The organism is Microvirga ossetica, from assembly GCF_002741015.1.
Taxonomy (GTDB): Bacteria; Pseudomonadota; Alphaproteobacteria; order Rhizobiales; family Beijerinckiaceae; genus Microvirga; species Microvirga ossetica.
Window position 1 is genome coordinate 214,278 of record NZ_CP016617.1, and the last position, 20,982, is coordinate 235,259.

A 20,982-nucleotide genomic window follows, 5' to 3' on the forward strand; every position below is an offset into this window, starting at 1 on the left:
CTAGCGGAGCGGGGTGGCTGTCCCTCAGAGTGATGGTGTTGAACCGGGGTCCGAGCGGATCGGCCCCAAGCATCATGAGGGACAGCCATGGACTATTATGCAGGGATCGACGTGTCGTTGGAACTGAGCAGCGTCTGCATCCTCGATGCCGCGGGACAGATCGTCCGCGAGGCGAAGGTCGCCAGCGAGCCGGAGGCGCTCACCGCCTTTCTGTCGGGCTTGGGCTTGCCGCTCACGCGCGTTGGCCTCGGCCAGCGAGAAGAAGGTTTGGTGCCGCAGCCGTCCGAGAAGTAAGCACTTGGTGTGTGCCCTCTTGTGAGAGCGCTGTTTGCGCGTGACGTTCTGACCTTAAGGCTCGCTTTAAGGTCAGCAGATCGATGAAGATCGAAGTTCTCGGCACAGAGCGCCGGCGGCGCTGGAGCCTCCAGGACAAACTCCAGATCGTGGAAGAGACGCTGCAGCCGGGCGTGACGGTGACCGAAGTGGCCCGCCGCCATGGGCTCGCACCCAGCGTGGTTTTCACCTGGCACCGGCTGGCCCGCGAAGGACGGCTCGGCGACGCCGGTCCCGCCTTCATACCGGTCAAGATTACACCTATCCCAGGGCAGACTACGCCGATAGCATCACCACCGCGGCGCACCGGTCTGATCGAGATCGTCTTGAGGCACGGGCGCCGCGTTCGCGTGGACCGCGAGGTCGATGCCGAGGCGCTGCGGCGAGTGCTGCAGGTGATGGAGAGCCTATCATGATCCCGGTGCCGACCGGCGTACGTGTGTGGCTGGCCACCGGCCACACCGACATGCGCAAGGGCTTTGGCGGCCTCTCCCTGCTCGTGCAGGAGACGCTCAAACGGGATCCGCATTTATGTGTCGTGAGAGATTATGTGACGGCGGCAGAGCCGATGGCGGCATCCCAGCATTTTGCGGCTCCCAGCCGCCACATAATTATAGGCTCTCAAGCAGTTGAAGCACCGCGTCCTTTGCCTTGAACCGGGCGGGGTGCTTGCCCGGGATGGCGGCGTGGTCGAGACCGCGGCGCATCATCTCGACATCGGCGGCCGCATAGCGATGTGTCGTCGCGACCTGGGCATGACCGAGCCAGGCCTGGATCGTGAGCAGGTCGACACCCGATTGCAGCAGCGTCATGGCGAGGGTGTGGCGCAGAACATGGGGCGACACGACCTTGCATGCTAACCCCGGCTGCGTGACCGCGGCTACCGCGCGCCGGACGACGTGCGTCACACCGAACCGAGTCATTCGCTCACCACGGGCGCCGCGGAATATCGGATCCCGCGAATCATGGTTGAGGCCATGTTCGGCGATCAAGGCTCTGAGGGCTTGAGCGAGATCGGCCGAGACTGGCACAACACGTTCCCTGCGCCCCTTGCCGCGCAGAAGCACCTGGGGCCTGGTCCGGTCGAGCTGGACATCGTCGACATTGACGCCCGTTGCTTCGGTTACCCGGGCGCCGGTGCGACCGAGAAACAGCAGCAAGGTTCGATCGCGGCGGCCCCGTACGGTCCGTTGATCAGGCGCCGCGATGAGCGCATCCAGCTCCGTGCGCGTGAGGTGATGGGTGATCTCGGTGTGCGCTTTCTTCAGCGGGATGGCGAGGATCCTATGGGCGATGCCAAGCGAGGCGGGGTCGTTGGCGGCGACGTGCTGGAAGAAGGATCGCACCGCCGCCAGCCGCGCATTGCGCGTCTGGACCTTGTTCCCGCGCGAGACCTCCAGGTGATCGAGGAAGGCAAGGATGGTGTCGCGATCCAAGTCGCCGATGGTGAGATCGCATGGCGTACATCCGGTCCTATCGGCGGCAAACAGGATCAGCATGCGAAGGGCATCCCGATAACTGGCGATCGTTGCTGGCGTGGCATTGCGCTGCTTGGCCATGCGATGGCGGAAGAAGGACTCCAGCAGCGACGGAAAGGAGAAGCGGCCGGTCATGGCGTCTCTCCCCAGGCCAAGGCCCGTTCGGCGGCCATGGCCAAAAGATCGGCGTCCGCGGTGACGTAATAGGCGGTGTCGCTGTAGTGGCCATGGCCGAGATAGGTCGCGAGCAGCGGCAGCATCGCTCGCGCATCGGCGCCTTGCTGGTGCCAGTTCGCCAGCCGCCTGACCGCGAAACGGTGACGCAGGTCGTGGAGACGCACCGGCTTGCCGCGATCGAGGCCGGCGAGGGAGCGCGCCGCGCCGAAGGCGGCGTTCAGACCGGACTTCGACAATCGCGTCCCACGCGAGCTGACGAAGAATGCTGGCATGTCCGGCATTGGAAAGGCCCCATCCCGGAGTCTTGCATAGTCGCGCAGGACCGCCAGCGTCGAAGGATGGACAGGAACCAGGCGATCCTTGCGGAACTTGGTCCTTCGAATGTGGAGAATCCCCTGAGCCAGATCGGCATCACCGCGATCGAGGCGCAACGCCTCGCCGGACCGCATGCCGGTGCTGGCGAGCAGGCCGACGAGCGGCGTCAGGAACCGGGCGCGCTCGGGATAATCGGGCGACACCGCGCGGCATGCCGCCATGAGCCGTGAGAGTTCCTCGTCGGTGAGGATCCTGGGTGGCGGGATGGCTCGGTTCCTGGGAAAGGCCTTGGGGTCAAGCGCGTCGGTGCGCGGATCGAAGATGGCGAGATACTCGCTGAATCTGCGAACCACGCCGTAGCGAACGGCCCGTCCATTCGCCGTGCCCGCCCAGGAGCCTATGAAGCCGAGCACCGTTTGGCGGCAGAGTGGACCATCGAGCTGTTCGCCATCGACATAGGCGACGAGCGCGCGCAGGATCGTGGCCTGCTTGCTGAGCGAGAAGCCGAGCGAGCGTCGAAGCGCGACATAGGCCTCGACATGCTTGCTGAGTCTGCTGGAGAATGTGCTCATCACGCGTCTCCGGGAAAAGGAAGGGCGACTTCGGCGAGTTGCGACACCGCGACCTTCACGTAGATGGCGGTCGTATCGATGCTGCGATGGCCGAGCAGGTCGGCGATCTCGTTGATCGGTCGTCGCCGGTTGACAAGATGGGTCGCCAAGCTATGCCGGATGAGATGGGCGCCGATGGGACCGTTTAGCACGATGCCGGCGCGCTGCAGTGCGGAGCGGACGATGCGGGAGATGTTGGTGCTGCAGTCGATCGGGCGCACGGGCGGGAGGTGCACCAGGAACACGCGACGGCTGCGGCAATCGGGCCGGGCCCGCAAGACATAATCGGCGAGCGCTTCGCCCGCCTCCTGCGTGAGGGGCACGCTCCGATCGCGCCTCGCCTTGGTGCGGCGTATCCGAACCTGCGCATCGCGCCACCGAATATCCTCGAGGACGAGTGAGCGAAGTTCCTTGTTGCGGATGCCGGTCGTGGCCAGCAACAGGAGGATAGCCCGATCGCGACTGCCGGTAGGGGTCGCAGGGTCGATGGCGTCGATCGCCTTCCTGATATCCTCCCAACCCAGTTGCCGCGGCAAATGCGCGAGACGGTAGCATGGCGTGCGCGGCACGAACCGCGCAAGGTCCAGGTCATTGAGGTTGGCCCAGTGCAGGAACCTCAGAAACCGGCGCATATAGGACCCGGTCGCTGCCCGCGTGTTATCCATGGACGACAGGCCCATGAGGTGACCGGTGAGCGCCAGCACATGTATGCCGGTCATGGCCGAGAGCGGCTCGCTGGCGTGATGCCGCTCCCACCAGGCAAGCAGCCGCCGCGCGAGGAGCATCTGACCCTCCCGCGTCTTCACTGCCAGACCGCGCACCTCACGCAGGTAGCTGGAATAGCCTGTCAGCAGGGCCTCATGTGGATGGGGCTCGTGACGGCCAATCTCGAAGCGGTGAGGAACAATCCTCCGGGCTAGGGCGATCGCGGTGCGTGCGGCGACACGTGAGGTTTTGGTCGGACAACCGGCGACAAAGCCATCGATCAGGGCTTGGGTGATCGGCTTTGCGCGTGATACGACTCCACCGAACCGTCCCAATCGGCCGAGGTAGATCTTCGCTGAAGTGCGCTGATAGCCGCTCTCGAAAAGATGGGTTGCGATGCAATCGAGCTCGTCACCCAGGCCGCCGCCTCTCAAGCGATGCAGGACCCTCGGATACTTGAAGTAGCGTTCCAGCATGTGCGTTCTCCATGCGAGCGCGGATAGCCCAACGTCCACTGGAGAAATGGCTCAGATTATGTAGCGGCCAGGAACCGCAATGCGCTGGAACTCCACCGTCAGCGATCCCGCCGCCACATCATCTCTCACGACACATAAGAACGGATATGTGGCGCGCCACATATCCGCATTCCGGCAGCCTATTTGTCTTCCGCGGCCGGCGCGGCCAACAAACGACATAGAGCATACGGTTTTCGGTCTGCCACCATTGCGTATCCCTGGCATCCGCTGTTCGGACAAACCGTTCAGGTCTCGCGGTATCGGCGCGGGAAGGCGTTGAGCTTCGTCTATACCCAGGAGCGACCGGACCTCTCACGGGAATTGCCGGACTGGATGCTCGACCAGGCCTATTGCGCCGGCATGAGCTTGGGATCTCCACAGGTCAGCGTTGAGGGCCTTGCCGAGCTGGCCGCTGTCCTTGCGTCGTGGACGACGAATCGCCGCCATGGTGCACGATCTCGTCCTTCGCAGAAGGAGATCGGTCATGCCAAGATCCCGCCACCGCTCCCGGGCCCAGCCCGCTCTGGCGCTGGAGCCCCGCAAAGCACAGCCGCCCGTGGCCCCGACCCTGAAGGGGATCGTCGAAGCCCTCGCCGAGCTTCTCCTCGACGCTGCTCAGGCCGAACGCCCGACACGCCAGGGAGGCTTCCATGAGCGCCCGGATCACCACTGAGCATCTGCGGCGCGCGGCGGTCGTCTATGTTCGCCAGTCGACAATGGCCCAGGTCATGGGCAATCTCGAAAGCCAGCGCCGGCAATACGATCTGGCTGGGGAAGCGCGGGCCAAGGGCTTTGCCTCGGTCACCGTGATCGACGATGATCTGGGACGCTCCGGATCGGGCCGCAGCGAGCGTCCGGGCTTCGAGCGGCTGGTCGCTCTGGTCTGTTCCGGCGAGGTCGGAGCCGTTTATTGTATCGAGGCGTCGCGCTTGGCCCGCAATGGGCGTGACTGGCATCATCTGATCGATCTGTGCGCACTCGCCGGCTCGCTCGTGATCGATCCCGATGGGGCGTACGATCCGCGGCTGGTTAACGACCGCCTGCTGTTGGGGTTGAAGGGAACCATGTCGGAATACGAGTTGAGCCTGATGCGCCAGCGCGGGATCGCCGCCCGCGATGCGAAGGCGCAACGCGGTGAGTTCCGGTTCATGCTGCCGCCTGGGTTCTGCTGGAACGAGGAGGGCCGGATCGAGATCGATCCTGACGAGCATGTTGCCGACACGATCCGGCTGGTCTTCACGAAGTTCCGGGAGTTGGGCAGTGCCCGCCAGGTCTTTCTTTGGCTTAGGGACGCGGCGATCAAGATGCCGGTCGTGCGGCGCAATGTCGATGTGTGCAAGCTCATCTGGAAGGCGGCGGCTTATCACAGTGTCGTCCAGATCCTGCACAACCCACTCTATGCCGGCGCCTATGCCTTCGGCCGCACGGGACAGCGCACCCGCCTCACAGAGGGCCGTGCCAGGACCGTTGGCGGACGCAAGACCAGGAACGAGTGGAGCGTGCTCCTGCGGGATCATCATCCCGGCTACATCACCTGGCAGGAGTTCGAGGACAACCAGAAGCTTCTGCTTGAGAACGCGCATATGAAGAAGAACTGCGCCCGCAAGTCGGCCCGGGGCGGGCGGGCGCTTCTGACGGGACTGATGCGATGCGGCCATTGCGGGCGCATGATGCGGGTCTTCTACGGCATGGGAAAGGGCAATGCGCACCGCTATCAGTGCCGTGGCGACGATGCCCATGTCGGTTCCGGCCTGTGCATCGGCATCGGCGGGGTTCGGGTCGATCGGGCGGTGGCGCTCGAGATCCTCGACGCCGTCTCCGAGCGGGCTGTCGAAGCGGCGATCCTGGCCGCGGATCAAACCGAGCGGACACGCCAGGATGCGATCGCTGCTGTACGGCGCGAGCTCGAACAGGCCCGTTACGAGACCTCCCTCGCCGGACGGCGCTACGAGTTGGTGGATCCGGCCAAACGTCACGTCGCACGGGAGCTGGAAGCACGCTGGAACGATGCCCTGGAGCGGGCCACGCAGATCGCGCGTCGGCTGGAGGAACTCTCGTCGTCCCTGGCGGCAAGCCCGCCGATCGACCGGGTCCTTCTGCTTCAACTCGCCCACGACCTGCCCGCGGCCTGGAATGCAGCAGCGGACATGCGCAGCAAACAGCGCCTGCTTCACATCGTGATTCAGGAGATCGTCTGCAATCTCGACGACGCGACGAACGAGGCCGTGCTGTTGATCCATTGGTCCGGTGGACGTCATAGCGAAGTCCGGGTGGCCCGTGTCAAATCCGGCCGTTACCCAGCTGACAGAGCGCCCTCCGCCGTGGAGGCGTTGCGCACCATGGCGGGGCATTGGCCGGATCGGGAATTGGCGGTGGCGCTCAACCGGATGCGCTGCCAGACGGGCGATGGCAACACCTGGACCATAGTGCGGGTGCGGGAGATGCGCGAGCGCCTGGGGTTGCCGCACTACGTGGTGGATCCTGCAAGGCCGCGGACCGTCACCTTGATGAAGACGGCCGAGCATTTTGGCATCTGTATCGAGTCCGTCAAACGGCTTGTGTCGCGCGGCATCCTGCCCGCGACCCAGATCATTCCGGGTGCTCCCTGGCTCGTTCCCGTCGAAGCGCTCTCGTGTGAGACCGTTCGCCAAGGAGTGCAGGCGGTCATCGCCCGCAGGCCGAAGAACTACGAGAATTATCAGGACATTAAGATGATCCGCCTCCCGGGGATCTGAAGAAAGGCTGCATTATGAAAGAAACTTCGGCGATCTGATCAAGGTCCTCTGGTATGATGGCCAGGGCCTATGTTTGTTCTCGAAGCGCATTGATCGTGGTCGTTTTCTGTGGCCGTCGCCGGCCGACGGCACGGTGTCGATTTCCACCGCGCAGTTGGGTTATCTGCTCGAAGGGTTGGAGTGATACCCCGTCTAATCATGGCGATGCTCCCTCAGATCGAGCTGATGAATGTTGCCGGCGCGCAGCGCACGGATGGCCTCCAAGGCATCCGCCGTGTCAGGGATGAGATGGCGCCCTGACGCTTCGCGCATCGTCTGAAGAATGCCGCGCCGCAGCCGTTCGCACAGCCATTTGCGCGGAACTCCCAATCGTTCCACAACCTGCGTAACGGTCAAGCAGCCAGGCACGACTGGCCACCGGGTCTGGCGCCGCGCAACCGTAATGCCATGCCGCCGCCGAATGCCGCGGACCGTGTTGACCAGAACCCCATTCTGAAGCCCGGGTGAACGGTATTCCTCCGCCGTCAAGATCTGCGCGATCTCGTCATCATACACGCCCGCGCGAACCAGCTCGAGGACTCGGGTCTCCATCTCGCCACCGCGCGAGAGTGCACGCAGCGTCGGGACCGGCATCGGTACGGTCAATTCGGTGATGGCACCGCCGCGCCACACAATCCGGACGGCAGCCTGATCCCGGGCGCAGCGGTGCAGGATGATCTTGTCGATCAGACACCGCAGCAGTGCCTTGCGCTGAGACCGGCGCAGGGCTGGATTGGCCCAGATCTCCGGTAGCCGCTGCCCCAGGGCAACAATCTTGGTGTGCAGGCGCGGTGAGATTGGCCGATGCTCCTCAGCCTGGGTTGTTCTGCGAGCGAGATCGTCCTCGGCCTGACGCAACGTCAGCAAAGCCGCTTCCCATCGGCGTTCCAGTTCAGCGGCAACCAGCCGGTTGTCCGGGTCGACCCGGTGGAACTGCCGCTCGGCCAGCGCTGCCTCATAGCGCAGGCGTTCGATCTGCTGCTCCTCAGCATGCCGCAGCGCCGCAGTCGCCTGACGCTCGCTCTTGCGGGCAAGGTTCCAGGCCTCGATCTCCGCCGGGGCGACCGCGCTCAGGAAAGCCTGAGCCACCGCTGCGTCGATGGGTCCGGCGCGTAGACATTGGCACTCCGGCACGTTGAACTGCCGATGCAGATGGTTGCAGACGTATTGGCTGCCGCCTTTGTAGCGTACCATCATCTTATGGCCGCACTCGCCGCACCACGTGATGCCGTGAAGAAGTGCGGCGCCATCGCGCGGGATGCCACGTCCCTTCACACGTTGGTAATCGGCCCGGTTGTCGCTCAGCATGGCCTGGATCTTCGCAAATGTATCCCAGTCGATATAGGCAGGATATTTGCCCCGTACGACCGTCCGCCACGCGCCAAAGGGCACTGGCGTTTTGAGCGGGGGGCGGCCTGAGGCCGTGGGGGGCTGTTGACGGGTGCGCCCATACACGAAAGCGCCGGCGTAAGCCGGGTTTTTGAGAATATTCGTCACTGCCGCAGTCGTGGGCTGCCTCCAACAGATGTCGCCGAAACGGTTGCGCCGCGGCAGCATCAGACCGCGCTCCGTCATCAATCGGGTGGTCTTCACCGCGGTGCGCATTTGCAGGAAAGCGGAGAAGACAAGACCGATCCGCTCCTGGACCTCGCGGTTAGGATCCTTTGTGACGACCCCTGTCGGATCCCGGAGAAGACCGGCCGGCAACAACTGGGCAAGCTCGCCTCGTTCCGCCTTGGCCAGGAGCCCTGCCGTAAGGCGGCCTCGGATGGTATGCAATTCGAGTTCGGAGATCGTCCCCTTGAGCCCCAGCAGCAGGCGACCGTTGGCGGAACTCGGATCATAGACGCCATCCCGGTCAGCGATCAGGCAGTCCCGATGAGCGCAGACATCGAGAAGCGGATACCAGTCCGAGCAGTTGCGGGCGAGGCGCGTCACTTCGATTGATAGGATGAGCCCGACTTCGCCCAGCGCCACGCGGGCCACGAGGTCCTTAAAGCCCTGACGGTGCGACCCGGCTGCGCCGCTCAAGCCGAGATCGGAATCGATGATGTCAATATTGGCCTCATGCCACCCGAGTTCGCGGGCGCGCTCTTGAAGGGCATATTGCAGCCGCAGGCTTTCCTGGTTGCTGATGACCTGATGCGGCGTCGACTGACGCACATAGATCACGGCATGGCGCGTGAGATGGGTTGAGGTCACGAGTTCCGAGCTCATGCTTCACCTCCTGTAGAACGACCGCTAGGTCTTTGACGATCTCCCGGCGGAGCGCCGCCGGCAGGGTGGTCCAGACGCCTTGAGGGTGGATGGGCATGCGCCCTCGCTCTCTCCGGCCACGACGAGCAGATCCTGGATTGCCTCCGTGCTGAGCTTGGCCGTCGGCATGGACGGCTCCCCGCAAGGCCAAAGGCTTGTGGCCGGAAGCGCTAACCGCAACGTGAGACCGAATCGATACTCTACCCGGACCACGCCTCCAGGCCATGACGCAGGCTCCACGCTGATGAGCCGGAAGCGCCGGCGATAGAGCGGATGAGCGGAATCAACGACAACAACCTCGGCCGCGTCCGGACAATCATCGTTCGAAATAGGGGTATCTCTCGACCCCCTCGCTCGAGGGCATCGACTGGCGTAATCCCCAGCAAACCTGGCGCCCGACTGCGGCCGGATGAGCACCAAAGCCTTGCCATGCCACGGGTTCGTGGCACACTGGAAGTGTGGCAAATCACCCTGATCCGCTTCCCGCCAGTCTGGCTGACGCTCACGCGATGATCCGCGCCGAGCGCGCTGCCCGTCTGGCCGCGGAAGCCCGCGCGGGGGATCTGGAGATCGCTCGCGCTGCGTTGGAAGTCGCCCGGCTTGAAGCCACGCAAGCGCACGCCGCCCGCTATGCCCTGGAGCTGGAGATCGAACGGCTCAAGCTGCAGATCGCCAAGTTGCGCCGCCAGCACTTCGGCACTTCATCGGAACGCAGCGCCCGCCTCGACCAACTCTTGCTCGCCCTGGAAGACCTGGAGGAGAGCGCCGCTCACATGGATGCCGAGGCTGCGGCGAAGGATGCCGCCGCAGCGCCGGAGGCACCCCAGTGGACGGTGGAGGAGTTGAAGCGGGCCAAGCCCGCCCGCGGGCCCTTGCCCGGGCACCTGCCGCGCCGGCGCGTCGTCATCCCCGGCCCAACCTCGTGCGGCTGCTGCGGTGGCAGCTTGCGCAAACTCGGAGAGGTGATGAGCGAGACCCTGGAGCGCATCCCAGCCAAGTGGGTCGTGCTGCAGACGGTACGCGAGAAGTTCAGCTGTGCGGCCTGTGAGACGATCACCGAGACGCCGGCACCCTTCCATGCCATTCCGCGTGGCCGCGCCGGTCCCCACCTGCTGGACGAGATCACGGTCGGCAAGTTCGGACTGCATCTGCCGCTGACCCGCCAGAGCGCGGTGTTTGCCCAGGAAGGCGTCGATCTGGATGTCTCGACCCTGTGCGACTGGATCGGTGCGGTCGCGGTTGCGACCCAGCCGTTGAGCGCGCTGATCACCGACCACGTGATGAAGGCCGAGCGGCTGCATGCCGACGACACGCCGGTGCCGGTGCTGGCCAAGGGCAAGACCAAGACCGGGCGGCTCTGGACGGTGGTGCGCGATGATCGTCCCTTTGGAGGGGCCGATCCGCCGGCTGCGGTGTATTTCTACTCGCCGGATCGCAAGGGCGAGCATCCGCAGGGCTTCCTGAAGAGCTACAGCGGGATTCTGCGGGCAGATGCCTATTCCGGCTTCGGGCAACTGTATGAGCCAGGCCGCATGATCGGGGCTGCGATCGAGGCAGCGTGTTGGGCGCATGCGCGGCGCAAATTCTTTGAACTGGCCGAGTTGCGGAAGGGGCCGATCGCGATCGAGGCCGTCAAGCGCATCGATGCGCTGTTTGCCATTGAGCGTGAGATCAACGGCCGGTCGCCTGACGAGCGACGCGCCATCCGTGCCGCGCAATCCAAGTCTCTGGTCGACGATCTGGAGAGCTGGTTGCGGGCGCAGCGCGGACGGTTGTCGCCCAAGAGTGAGACCGCCAAAGCCATCGATTACATGCTGCGGCGTTGGGCTTCCTTCGCGCTCTTCCTCGAGGACGGGCGGGTCTGCCTGTCGAACAACGCGGCCGAGCGGGCGATCCGTGGCATTGCAGTCGGGCGCCGGAACTGGACCTTCGCTGGCTCGGATGTGGGTGGCCATCGGGCGGCCGCGCTGTACACGCTGGTCGAGACCTGCAAGCTCAATGATGTCGACCCGCGCGCGTGGCTGGCCGACGTTCTGGCACGACTGCCGGAGCATCCAGCCAAACGCCTCGCCGAGCTGCTGCCCTGGAACTGGAAGGCACCGCGCCACCAGCAGGCGGCCGCCTGAGGCTCAGGGCTGTCGCGTGAACAGCGCCTTGAACAGCTCTTCGGCTTTCTGCAGTCCTTCCTCGGTGAGGACAACGGACTTGGCCTTGCTGGCGGGGTCGCAGATGAACCCCTTCTGGTAGAGCCGGTCCGTCACACCCCAATCAAAGCTCTTCCAGGCCCGGCATCCATCATGCAGCGTCAGCCACATCAGGGCGAGAACTGCCTCATCGATCTTGTCATGGTCGATCTCCATTACGGTACTCTACCACACCGCAGCTAGAGATTCCGCGGTCGTCGGCGGATGCGTACTCCGAGAATGCAGGCCTGGGCAAAGCGCACGCCATTCTCCACTTTGGCTTTGTCCTTGGGCTTTCGTGGCCGCGCCGGCAGAACGCCGACGCCGTAATGCGCGGCCATCATGCGTAGCTGCGGTTGATCTCCGGATCGTAGAACGAGGCCCGGTTGACCCCGGACTTGAGATTGTCCGGTACGATCAGGCGCGGGACGCCACCGAGGAAGCAAAACATGCGTCCGTGCGCGCCGATCCAGTCCGGCAGGGCTTGGGTCCAGGTCGCCTCGGCGTAGGTGAAGTTGGAGGCGCCAAGCACGGCGACGAAGATCTCGGCGTGGCGGATCTCGCCGGTGCGGGGATCGACAATGGCGATCTTCTTGCCGGAATAGTCGACGAAGACTTTGTCGCCGGCGACATGGTCCTGGCGCATGGTCGGCGAGAGGCGGCCCTCAAACGAGCGGAAGAGCTCGCAGAAGCGGCTGTAGCCATATCCATTGGGATGGACGGCCCGATACTCCTCCCAGAGGATTTGCAGCGTGACGCCGGGCTTTCTCAGCTCGATGACTGCATCAGCCCAGTGGGGCTCGGGCCGGCGACGCTGTCCCTGCTTGACGCCGGCACGGGCGAAGAGCCTGCCCTCCAGGGCCTCGTCGGTCAGCGCGCCGGGCAAGGGCCAGCTCAAGCCCGCCTGTTCGGCGCGCTTGAGGTTCTCCTGGACGGTGCTGCGTGCGATCCCAAGCCTCTCGGCAATGTCGCGCACGCTCACGCCGTCCCGGGAAAGGCGCAGCATCTGTCTCAACTGTCTCATGGTCAGCTTCCTCTTGGCAGGCATTCCGTTCTCCTCGTTCGCCATGAGGAGGGTGATGCCCGAGTTGCTGACCCAGGGGATCGTCAGTGTGGGGAAAGTGTCCGGTGATTGATTGGAACGGCGTCCGGCTTCATTCCGGAATGCTGTCCGGCTTCAAATCGGAATACCTGTCCGGATTGCGCCGGAATCCGCAGGCGCCTCCGCAAATCGGCGCCAACCAGTGAATCACAAGTCATTGCTCGGATTCAACTTTCACTCGGACAGGCTCTTAAGTCAGGTTATCAAAATGCAACCTAGTATAAGCAATGGCCGGCGCCACGGACACTTTCGAATGGTGAACGGTATTCTTCTCAGGATTTGAAGAATTTGGCCGCCAATTGCTTGTTTCAAGTAAGAGTTCACGTCTTTAAGGAATGTCAACATGCCAGGCATTGATACCGGATAGTGTCGCAGCGTGACCCTTTCTACCGCGATTGCACTCCACGTATCGTGCCAAGGCTCGGCTTCTCCAAGAAAATGGTGCCCGAGCAGCCCGTCCGCTTGCCCATGCTTGAGAGCCTCATGACTCAACAGCAGTCCAGGCGAGCAATTGGCGAAGCGCTCGTCGTAGCCGATTTTGAGCTCCCATGTCTTGTTGCCACACAGAACATCGATGCGAGCAGCGGCTGTCGCTTCACCGATCTTCATGAAGCCAAGGCGAAGCGTTTCTTCGCGCGCCATTCGGTCACAATACAACCGAAAGAACGAAGCCCGCTGGACATCGTATTGCAGGCCCGTTGCAGCCCTTCCTTTCCAACCCGAGGACTCGACCCGGAAGAACTCGTCGAGAAGGTCAGGAAGCTCCTCGGGGCGCGGCCGCAGGATCCTGAAGCCGACCGGGCCATGCTTTTCCGCAGCCTTTCGTTTGCGCCTCAGTGTACTGCGGCGGCTCAACGACATGCGCTCTTCGACACTGTTCCCCGCATCGCCAAACGAAATAAAGGAATCCTTGCTGCCGCTTGCTGCAACCATGGCGATGCCATAACCGGAACTCGTCCTGAAGCACTGGGGATCCGGGCATTGGGCCGTGACACCCTGCAGAATCAAGGGATAGCGGAGCGCTCTCAGGGCTTTGAAAAGGAGCTGCAGGCTCTGTTCGTCGCGCGCGATCAGCCGCTGCGGCTCGGCCAGCATGTAGTCGAGAGATTCCAGTCGGTGAGTGAGGCCATAGGGCCGCAGCACCAGAGGCGCGGCGGCATGAAGGACGCCGGCCTCGTGCACGATCACCACGCAGAGCTGATCTCGCCGATAAGTCTGCGCTGCCGAGATAATCCATTCAAATTGGGCCATGGGCCATGGAATATTTCGGGCCAGCGCATGCCACTGCTCTTCAAGTGCCTCGAGTTGCGACAGTTCACCGATTACCTCTACTTTAGCGGCCATGATAGTCCTAGCGAATGGACCCACCCCATGACGTTCCTCTTGTCGCAGAGGTTACGGTAGGCCCGCCTCATTACAGGGGGAATGCGAGGCTGCACATAATGTCGGTACAGAGATCGCAAGGCAACCTGCGGAAGCTGAAACAACACTGCCAGCGTATTCAGACGAACCAGATGGACGTTGACGTACTGGTCACGAGGCATGTGAAACAACCGATGCTGGGTCGAGTCGCTCATGGGATTGAGTTCGGCTAACTCAGGGCGGGAGAACGCATCCTTGATGACCTCCTCCATCAGGAGATGGCCCGGCATACAGTTCGCGAAAGCCTCATCATAGGCGTACTTGGGGAGCATAAGTGAAGCCCCGCACCGGACCGCCAGTTGCGCTGCGACGAGACGACCATCAACCCGGATCGCATGCCATTCCAGCCGCTCTTGAGCGGCAAAGCTCCTGACCAAGCTGGTATAGAAGGTAACCAGATCATGGTTCTTGAGGATGGCGGTCCCCATGCGACCCTTCCAGCCGGAGGCTTCAAGCGTGAGAAACTCGGCAAGAAAGTCTTCGCCGGCCCTTGCTCCTCTTCTCAACTCAACAGAGACGGTGCCGTGTTTCTCAAGGCATTGGCGACCAACCCGCAGGTTGCGACGCATCTTACCCAAACTAGCGAAGTAGCGATCTGAATCACTTTGCACATTGAGGAAAGAGTACAGCGAGCACAGGCCATGGCGCAGGAAATAGCCCGTAGGCTCATCCTGCAGGGCCCTCCAGACAGGGGAGTTCTGCCGCACGGCGGTGAGATCAAGGCCGAGATGGCCTGGCACCTCCCGCATCACCTCAGCCAGCAAAGCTCCAAATGCTGCCGCTGCGTGGTCAGGCGCAAGCACAATGTCACCGGAGGGGGTGTACGCATCAAACGGTGTCTGTAACTGCGGCCAGCGAAGCCCAAGAAGCCAATGTGGCGTGACAATAACGGGCAGCACGCCCACAAGCCTATCACCAGCATAGGCAAAGCTGCAGAACCAGCGCTGATCTGGCTTCAGTCTATGGTGGAAGAAGGCGTCAACCCAGCCCGGCAGCAGAGTCGGCAGTTGCTGGGGAGCCTCCCTGGCGAGACAATCCCAAGCTGACACATGCGGGGCGAGAGCACCAAAATCCCGAACAGTAATCGTTCTTAGGAGATGGCGGTGTGAGTAGGGCAACGCATCATCGCCCTGCTGTAATGACGAATTCCTCAGGGTCGGTCCTCAGTAAAAATTCTCTTGATCCAAATCACCCTCCTGCAAACCAACGGGTATTCGAGAGGGGTTCTCGCAGTTGAAGATCCTCTACTGGCACGCCAGAGGGGATCTCCTTACAGAATTACCGATGGAGACCGACATTGTTGCTTTGGTTACAGGTATACAATTTTGCGCACCAGATTGTGAATGCCTACTATGGATTAGAGAATATTTGTACGAGTTGAGATTACTTGCCTGAAACTGTCGCCTGCGAGCGGCCTAAACTCGCTCCAGTGCCCGCTTCGCCTGCACGGCACTCCACTCACCACCATGTGCCGTTTGGATGCCCTTGGCGTTCAGTTCGGCAGTAATCTGCCGGAGGGGGACAGCACCGGCAGATCGCAGCTCCTCGATGACGGGCAGGAGCTCTGAGGTGCGGTTATTGGCCTTGAACTGACGTGTCGCGAGGCTGATGGCTCGGCCTTTGTCGCCAATGACAGGCAGGTTGCCTCGGTTGCCGCCGAGCCTCTTCCCACGGGCCTTAGTCTTAGCCACCGCCAAAACATCGTTAGTTCGCTTCGAGGTCATGGGACGCTCCTCGTCGGCCACCTTGGCCATGATGCCAACCGCGAGACGGTTGGCGGCCGGCAAGCCATGAGCTCAAGGCATGTAAGTATAGAGCCTTATTTTCAGCGCAATCCAATTAGTAGGATGAGCATAACTAAAAATGCATCGAGCAAGGGGAGATGCATTATGATATTCAAGGTTTTACTTTACGCCGCTTCTGGCGGGATAATTTCGTGTTTACTTGCCTATCCGTATGGATGGTTAGGAATGATCCTCGCTTATATGGCAGGATCTATTGCCTTTCCTCTCATTGCAGGATTATTGACTTATAACCGGCCCCCTAAGAGCCTGTCCGAGTGAAAGTTGAATCCGAGCAATGAGTTGTGATTCACTGGTTGGCGCCGATTAGCGGAGGCGCCCATGTGGACCCCAGAGAACCGAGGTCGCTACGCTCGCACAGGTTTGCGCTACCCGAGCGACCTGACGGATGCCGAATGGGATCTGGTGCGACCGTTTCTGCGCCGTCGCACGAGGTCCGGGCCAGTGCCGGAGCGCTTGCGCGAGATCCTCAATGCCGTTCTGTCCGTCTTGAGCACAGGCTGCCAGTGGCGGGCTTTGCCCAGAGACCTGCCGCCGCGCAGCACCGTGCACGGCTGGTTCGTGCGCTGGCATTGCGATGGCGTGCTCGAGCGCCTGCACTTCGCGCTCTACCAGCAGGTCCGCGCGCTTGAGGGACGCCACGCCAGTCCCACCGCCGCGATCGTCGACAGCCAGAGTGTCAAGAGCGCCGAAAAAGGGGGAGGCCTATCGATCCGATCGGCGATGACGCGGCCAAGACAGTCAAAGGCAAGAAGCGCCACCTTATCGTCGACACGCTGGGCCTGATGCTCGGGCTGAATGTGACACCGGCCGATGTGCAGGATCGGGAGGGCTTTCTGCCGCTTCTGACGAGTGTGCGGCGCGTGTTCGTGTTCCTGCAGCGCCTGTTTGCCGATGGCGCCTACAGCGGCACAGCAACAGCCGCGGCCGCGAAACGGACCGGCAAGGTGGTTCTGGAGATTGTCAAACGATCGGATGCCGCCAAAGGCTTCGTGGTGGTCGCGAAGCGGTGGGTTGTCGAGAGAACCTTCGGGTGGCTCGGTCGCTGCCGCCGGCTGGTCAAGGATTTTGAGAACCTCACGCGCACGCAGCTGGCGTTCGTGCAACTCGCCATGATCCGGCTCATGACCCGCAGGATCGCAAGGCTTTGTCAAAGCTCATGAATCGCTCGGACCGACTCTTAGATTTTCAAGATCTCGTGCAAGACTCAAATGCATATCAAAGTAAGCTGTTTATTTTTTAGGAGCCGTTGTGATCACAATCATGCTCGCGATGAAACGGGTGTTTTTCTGCGCATTGTTCGCTGGGACACGTCTACTCGCCACATCAGCATTAGTTGGGTCAATAGCATGCTTTTCTGGATCCTTTAGTCCGTAGTGTGGAAAGATCCACTGAACCTAGCCGAATACATAGCCAGTATCGGCTTTGATCCTTTTGCCCGGGTACGAACCACGAAAAATTGACGTTACAGATGCCGATAGCCGCGTCGCCGCTTCGCCCGGGCGACCGTATCAAGCGCCTCCCCGGCATCGAGCTCGTGTTCGCGGCCAACACCTAGGCGACGAGGACCCAGCCGGATCCTACTCGCGCTGCCGGATCGGAATCCGCGCATCGTCGAGAACGCTTTAGGAATAAAGTGGCCAGTCCGAGGTACAGCCATTGCCCTGCAGCAAGGTTCTTTAGGCCAGCTATCCTCCTCCTTGCTTGGCGTTGCGGCAGTTGCCCCTGACCGCAATGATAACCGGGCGGGGAGGTCGGGGATGGTGCCATTTGTATGGTCCGGCCGTGCGTCGCAAGATGATGTTGGCAGACTGACGAACGTGAGAGCTGCATCAATGTATTCGGCCTCGTGGTGGAGCCTGTGCTCCGGGCCAGCATGGGTATCCGCGCGCATCCAGGACTCGCTAGCTGAAAGACCTCTGTGGGCCAAAATGGCACCCAGTCTTGTGGTTGCGCCGGGCAGACCGTTCGTCCATCTCCTTCATCCCTCTCGCAGACCTCGGCGGGAAACGGCTGGTTATCTGACGGATGTCATTGTTCAATCCTCAGGGTGGATGGTTCACCCGAACCCATTCCGGAAAGATCACGAGCAAGTTCGCCTCAGACGGCATGAGAAGCACTCCTGGGCTGATAGGCGTGGCCGCGCGCCAGCACCGCCCAGGCAATGCGGGCGAGCTTGTTGGCGAGGGCAATCACCAGCATATTGCGATGGAGTCTCCCGCCCGCGGTCTCAATCCAGGGCCACAGGCCAAGCCTGGCCCCATGCGGTCGACGTACCAGCACGATGTGCGCGGCCTGCACGAACAGGGTCCTTAGGTATTTGTTGCCGCGCCTCGAGATCTTGCCCAGGATGGTGCGGGCGCCGGTCGACTCCTGTTTGGGCACCAGCCCAAGCCAAGCCCCGAAGTCCCGCCCCTGCTTGAAGCCTGCACCTGTCCCAATCGCCGCCACGACGGCTGACGAGATGATTGGCCCCACGCCCGGCACACTCATCAGCCGCTGGCAGTGCTCGTCTTGCACCGCCAGCGCCTCGACCTCGGCGGAGACAGCCGCAATGCGCTCATCCAGCCGGCGCCAATCCTCCACCAGATCAGCGATCAGGCGAACCAGGCGCGGTGACAGGCTGTCAGAGGGTGAGCTGAGAATCCCTGGCAACGTCTGACGCAACGGCGCGAGCCCCTGCCGCACGGTGATGCCGCGCTCGAGGAGAAAGCCGCGGATCTGGTTGGTGATGCTTGTGCGCTGACTGACCAGGTGAACCGCGCCGGATTTTCCGGAGGCTGGTTGGCTTGGATTCTACGCGGCCATCGGCGTGACCTCAAGCTGGGCATAGTAGGCGGCTTCCGCCTCGGCGGGCGGGATGTTGCCGATGGGCTCAAGCAGGCGCCGGTTGTTGTACCCGTCGACCCATTCAAGAGTGGCGAACTCGACGCTCTCAAAGGAGCGCCATGGACCACGCCGATGGATCACTTCGGTCTTGAACAGGCCGATGACGGTTTCCGCCAGGGCATTGTCGTACGAGTCGCCGACACTGCCGAGGGATGGCTCTATCCCCGCCGTCGCGAGGCGCTCGGTGTACTTAATCGACACGTATTGAACTCCCCTGTCCGAATGGTGGATGAGGTTGGCTCGCCAGGGCTGCCGGTCATGGAGAGCCGGCTCCAGGGCATCGAGCACGAACTCGGCCCGGGCTGAGCGTGATACCCGCCAGCCCACGATCCGGCGGGCGAAGGCGTCGATCACAAACGCCACATAGACGAAGCCCGACCAGGTCGCGACAAACGTGAAGTCGCTGACCCACAAGGCGTTCGGCCGCGACGCGTTGAACTGCCGGTTCACCCGGTCACGTGGACAAGGGGCCGTGGCGTCACTGACCGTCGTCCTGATGCTTCTGCCGCGAACCACACCCTTCAGGCCCATCTGCCGCATCAGCCGGGCGACCGCGCATCGTGCGACCGCGATCCCTTCGCGCTGCAGTTGGCGCCAGACCTTGCGGACGCCATAGACGCCGAAGTTGGCCGCGAACACCCGGTGGATCTCCTGGCTGAGTTCGGCATCCCGGCGCTCGCGTGCCGGTCTGCGGTCGGGATTGGCCTTGCGGGCAGCATGCTCATGGTAGGTCGACGGGGCGATCGGCAGCACACGGCAGATCGGCTCGACCCCGTAAACCTCACGATGCTCGTCGATAAACGCCTTCATGGCTTGAAGCGGCGGTCGAGCTCCGCCTGGGCAAAATAGGCGCTGGCCTTGCGCAGGATCTCGTTGGCCTGGCGCAGTTCGCGCACCTCACGCTCGAGGGCCTTGATCTTTTCCTGCTCCGCGCTCGTCGGCCCAGCCCGAAGGCCCTGGTCACGCTCCGCCTGGCGCACCCAGTGGCGCAGCGTCTCGCGCGAGCAGCCGATCTTGGCCGCAATCGACAGGATCGCCTCATACTGCGAGGTGTACTCGTCGCGATGCTCGAAAACCATCCGGACCGCCCGTTCGCGGACCTCTGGTGAATACGGGGGTGTTTTCTTCGTCATGGCTCCATCCTGTCAGGAGTTGGAGCCTCCGGGAATCCCGGCGCGGTTCACAGGCGTGAACGCACCCGGTGCAGGGCGAGCAGATCCATTTGGTCTGGCGTCTTGATCGCCACAAACGACATGGTGGGCCGCTGCACCGCCTCCGCGATGGCTTCGGCATCGCGATAATCGTTCTTGTGGCCCTTGAGGAAAGGTTTGACGTACTGAGCCGGGATCAGGCGCACGTCATGACCCAGCGCTTGCAGTTGTCGGCCGATATGGTGGGCGCCGGCGCAGGCCTCCATGCCGATCAGGCACGGCGGGATGTTGGCCAGCCGCTGGGTGAGCTGCGTGCGGGAGAGCTTGATCCGCAGCACGATCGCGCCGCGCTCCTCCTGCCCGACGAGATGGAAGCTGGTCTTGCCCAGATCGATGCCCAGGGTGGCGATCGCAGCGAAAGAAGAAGACCGTGACATGGGACGTGCTCCTTGCGTGGCTCGAAGCCCCACACTTTACGAACAAGCGGGGCAGGAGCACGGCCGGACCATCCCATTACCGGCCTCTCTCTTCCCACGAAAAACTCCCCCGCCGATAGGGACCGACGAGGGAGCTTTTGCAGTACGAATACGCGGTGAAGCCTTCAAATCGCGTTCCATACTGAGGGTTATGCGAATTCATGTGTGTAGAACCCCGTTAGAAAGGTCACTCCTCTCCCCGTTACAAATGTCACTCTCCCTGGGTGATCGTGCTGGGGAGATTGGGTCTGATGACGGTGATCGGGATGAGCCGGCCGGAGATCGATCGGGTTCACATTCTGCGGGACGTCGTGGCGGAGCGAATTACAGTGCGCGAAGCCGCCCAGGTGCTGCGGATCACGCGACGCCAAGTGTTCCGATTACTCAAGGCCTATCATGCGGGCGGTCCGGCGGCGTTGGTTTCGTCACGCCGCGGCAAGCCCAGCAACCGCTCCTACCCGGCGGCGCTGCGGACCGAGGTGCTGGCACTGATCACAGCCAACTATGCCGATTTCGGCCCGACGCTCGCCTGCGAGAAGCTCGCCGAGCGGCACGGCATCGCTCTGGGCGTCGAGACGATCCGACGCTGGATGATCGCGGCGGGTCTCTGGCAGGAGCGCCGGCAGAAGCTCAAGCGCGTGCACCAGCCGCGCTACCGGCGCGACTGCGTCGGCGAACTCGTCCAGATCGACGGCTCCGAGCACTCCTGGTTTGAGGATCGCGGCCCACCCTGCACGCTTCTGGTCTACATTGACGATGCCACCAGCCGGCTGATGCACCTGAAGTTCGTCGA

16 protein-coding genes, 6 pseudogenes and 1 other annotated feature are annotated in these 20,982 nt (G+C 62.6%); of the genes and pseudogenes, 9 read left to right on the forward strand and 13 right to left on the reverse strand.

What is annotated here, in order from left to right:
* Positions 1-87 precede the first annotated feature (87 nt).
* The 3 genes and pseudogenes from BB934_RS28755 to tnpB (BB934_RS51070) all read left to right on the forward strand — a co-directional run.
* A pseudogene (locus tag BB934_RS28755) lies at positions 88-249 on the forward strand (IS110 family transposase); the annotation flags it as partial.
* A 128-nt stretch (positions 250-377) separates the two neighbouring features.
* The gene (gene tnpA, locus BB934_RS28760; RefSeq protein WP_099513387.1) at positions 378-749 is read left to right on the forward strand and encodes an IS66-like element accessory protein TnpA; all 372 of its coding nucleotides are present in this window, start codon (positions 378-380) and stop codon (positions 747-749) included.
* Positions 746-988, forward strand: coding sequence for an IS66 family insertion sequence element accessory protein TnpB (tnpB, locus tag BB934_RS51070; RefSeq protein WP_099513388.1), 243 nt, complete (start codon positions 746-748; stop codon positions 986-988). Before tnpA ends, tnpB (BB934_RS51070) begins: the two co-directional genes overlap by 4 nt.
* Here the strand turns inward: tnpB (BB934_RS51070) and BB934_RS28770 are convergent.
* From BB934_RS28770 to BB934_RS28780, 3 genes are read right to left on the reverse strand one after another with little or no spacing between them, the layout of a single operon-like run.
* Positions 945-1,946, reverse strand: coding sequence for a tyrosine-type recombinase/integrase (locus BB934_RS28770; RefSeq protein ID WP_099513344.1), 1,002 nt, complete (start codon positions 1,944-1,946; stop codon positions 945-947). The genes tnpB (BB934_RS51070) and BB934_RS28770 overlap by 44 nt on opposite strands.
* Positions 1,943-2,875: a tyrosine-type recombinase/integrase gene (locus tag BB934_RS28775; protein ID WP_099513343.1), complete on the reverse strand. Its 933-nt coding sequence runs from the start codon at positions 2,873-2,875 to the stop codon at positions 1,943-1,945. Before BB934_RS28775 ends, BB934_RS28770 begins: the two co-directional genes overlap by 4 nt.
* The gene (locus BB934_RS28780) at positions 2,875-4,095 is read right to left on the reverse strand and encodes a site-specific integrase (protein ID WP_099513342.1); all 1,221 of its coding nucleotides are present in this window, start codon (positions 4,093-4,095) and stop codon (positions 2,875-2,877) included. Before BB934_RS28780 ends, BB934_RS28775 begins: the two co-directional genes overlap by 1 nt.
* Positions 4,096-4,618: 523 nt before the next feature.
* Between BB934_RS28780 and BB934_RS47445 the strand changes: the two genes are divergently transcribed.
* The 3 genes and pseudogenes from BB934_RS47445 to tnpB (BB934_RS49430) all read left to right on the forward strand — a co-directional run.
* Entirely contained in the window at positions 4,619-4,807 is a 189-nt protein-coding gene (locus BB934_RS47445) for a hypothetical protein (RefSeq protein ID WP_157934379.1), read from the forward strand.
* Positions 4,785-6,869: a recombinase family protein gene (locus tag BB934_RS28790; protein WP_099513389.1), complete on the forward strand. Its 2,085-nt coding sequence runs from the start codon at positions 4,785-4,787 to the stop codon at positions 6,867-6,869. Before BB934_RS47445 ends, BB934_RS28790 begins: the two co-directional genes overlap by 23 nt.
* A gap of 28 nt (positions 6,870-6,897) precedes the next feature.
* Positions 6,898-7,053 (forward strand): annotated as a pseudogene (tnpB, locus tag BB934_RS49430) (IS66 family insertion sequence element accessory protein TnpB); the annotation flags it as partial.
* Positions 7,054-7,061: 8 nt separating this feature from the next.
* Here tnpB (BB934_RS49430) and BB934_RS28800 read toward each other — a convergent pair.
* A complete protein-coding gene (locus BB934_RS28800; RefSeq protein WP_099513391.1) occupies positions 7,062-9,125 on the reverse strand; it encodes a recombinase family protein in 2,064 nt (687 codons plus the stop codon).
* Positions 9,126-9,673: 548 nt separating this feature from the next.
* On the opposite strand from BB934_RS28800, the gene tnpC reads away from it, so the two are divergent.
* Positions 9,674-11,290 (forward strand): IS66 family transposase, encoded by a 1,617-nt coding sequence (tnpC, locus tag BB934_RS28805; RefSeq protein WP_099513392.1) that lies wholly within the window; start codon positions 9,674-9,676, stop codon positions 11,288-11,290.
* Positions 11,291-11,293: 3 nt separating this feature from the next.
* Here the strand turns inward: tnpC and BB934_RS28810 are convergent, their stop codons facing one another.
* From BB934_RS28810 to BB934_RS28830, 5 genes and pseudogenes are all read right to left on the reverse strand, one after another.
* Complete coding sequence (locus tag BB934_RS28810) at positions 11,294-11,524, reverse strand: DUF6429 family protein (protein ID WP_099513393.1); 231 nt, start codon at positions 11,522-11,524, stop codon at positions 11,294-11,296.
* Between the two features lie 38 nt (positions 11,525-11,562).
* Positions 11,563-12,395 (reverse strand): annotated as a pseudogene (istA, locus tag BB934_RS28815) (IS21 family transposase); the annotation flags it as partial.
* A 249-nt stretch (positions 12,396-12,644) separates the two neighbouring features.
* Entirely contained in the window at positions 12,645-13,793 is a 1,149-nt protein-coding gene (locus BB934_RS28820) for a GNAT family N-acetyltransferase (RefSeq protein WP_099513394.1), read from the reverse strand.
* Positions 13,778-14,776, reverse strand: a complete 999-nt coding sequence (locus tag BB934_RS28825; protein ID WP_099513395.1) for a GNAT family N-acetyltransferase — start codon at positions 14,774-14,776, stop codon at positions 13,778-13,780. Before BB934_RS28825 ends, BB934_RS28820 begins: the two co-directional genes overlap by 16 nt.
* Before the next feature lie 510 nt (positions 14,777-15,286).
* A complete protein-coding gene (locus BB934_RS28830) occupies positions 15,287-15,658 on the reverse strand; it encodes a serine integrase family protein (RefSeq protein ID WP_099513396.1) in 372 nt (123 codons plus the stop codon).
* Positions 15,659-15,994: 336 nt separating this feature from the next.
* Between BB934_RS28830 and BB934_RS28835 the strand changes: the two genes are divergently transcribed.
* Positions 15,995-16,836 (forward strand): IS5 family transposase gene (locus BB934_RS28835; RefSeq protein ID WP_099513397.1). Its coding sequence is split into 2 segments (ribosomal slippage): positions 15,995-16,379 and positions 16,379-16,836, totalling 843 coding nucleotides; the frame shifts between segments, so codons are not numbered across the junction.
* Positions 16,837-17,773: 937 nt separating this feature from the next.
* On the opposite strand, the pseudogene BB934_RS28840 reads toward BB934_RS28835, so the two are convergent.
* The 3 genes and pseudogenes from BB934_RS28840 to BB934_RS28850 form a co-directional block, all read right to left on the reverse strand.
* Positions 17,774-18,427, reverse strand: a pseudogene (locus BB934_RS28840) (IS110 family RNA-guided transposase); the annotation flags it as partial.
* A 42-nt stretch (positions 18,428-18,469) separates the two neighbouring features.
* Positions 18,470-19,695 (reverse strand): IS3 family transposase gene (locus BB934_RS28845; RefSeq protein ID WP_099513398.1). Its coding sequence is split into 2 segments (ribosomal slippage): positions 18,470-19,407 and positions 19,407-19,695, totalling 1,227 coding nucleotides; the frame shifts between segments, so codons are not numbered across the junction.
* Positions 19,298-19,414: a sequence feature (AL1L pseudoknot), on the reverse strand. (Overlaps the previous gene by 117 nt.)
* Before the next feature lie 50 nt (positions 19,696-19,745).
* Positions 19,746-20,150 (reverse strand): annotated as a pseudogene (locus tag BB934_RS28850) (IS110 family transposase); the annotation flags it as partial.
* A gap of 305 nt (positions 20,151-20,455) precedes the next feature.
* Between BB934_RS28850 and BB934_RS50650 the strand changes: the two are divergent.
* Positions 20,456-20,722 (forward strand): annotated as a pseudogene (locus tag BB934_RS50650) (helix-turn-helix domain-containing protein); the annotation flags it as partial.
* Here the strand turns inward: BB934_RS50650 and BB934_RS49440 are convergent.
* On the reverse strand, positions 20,615-20,968 hold the full coding sequence (locus tag BB934_RS49440) for a hypothetical protein (protein WP_237050541.1): 354 nt from the start codon (positions 20,966-20,968) through the stop codon (positions 20,615-20,617). The pseudogene BB934_RS50650 and the gene BB934_RS49440 sit on opposite strands and share 108 nt — an antisense overlap.
* Between the last annotated feature and the right edge of the window lie 14 nt (positions 20,969-20,982).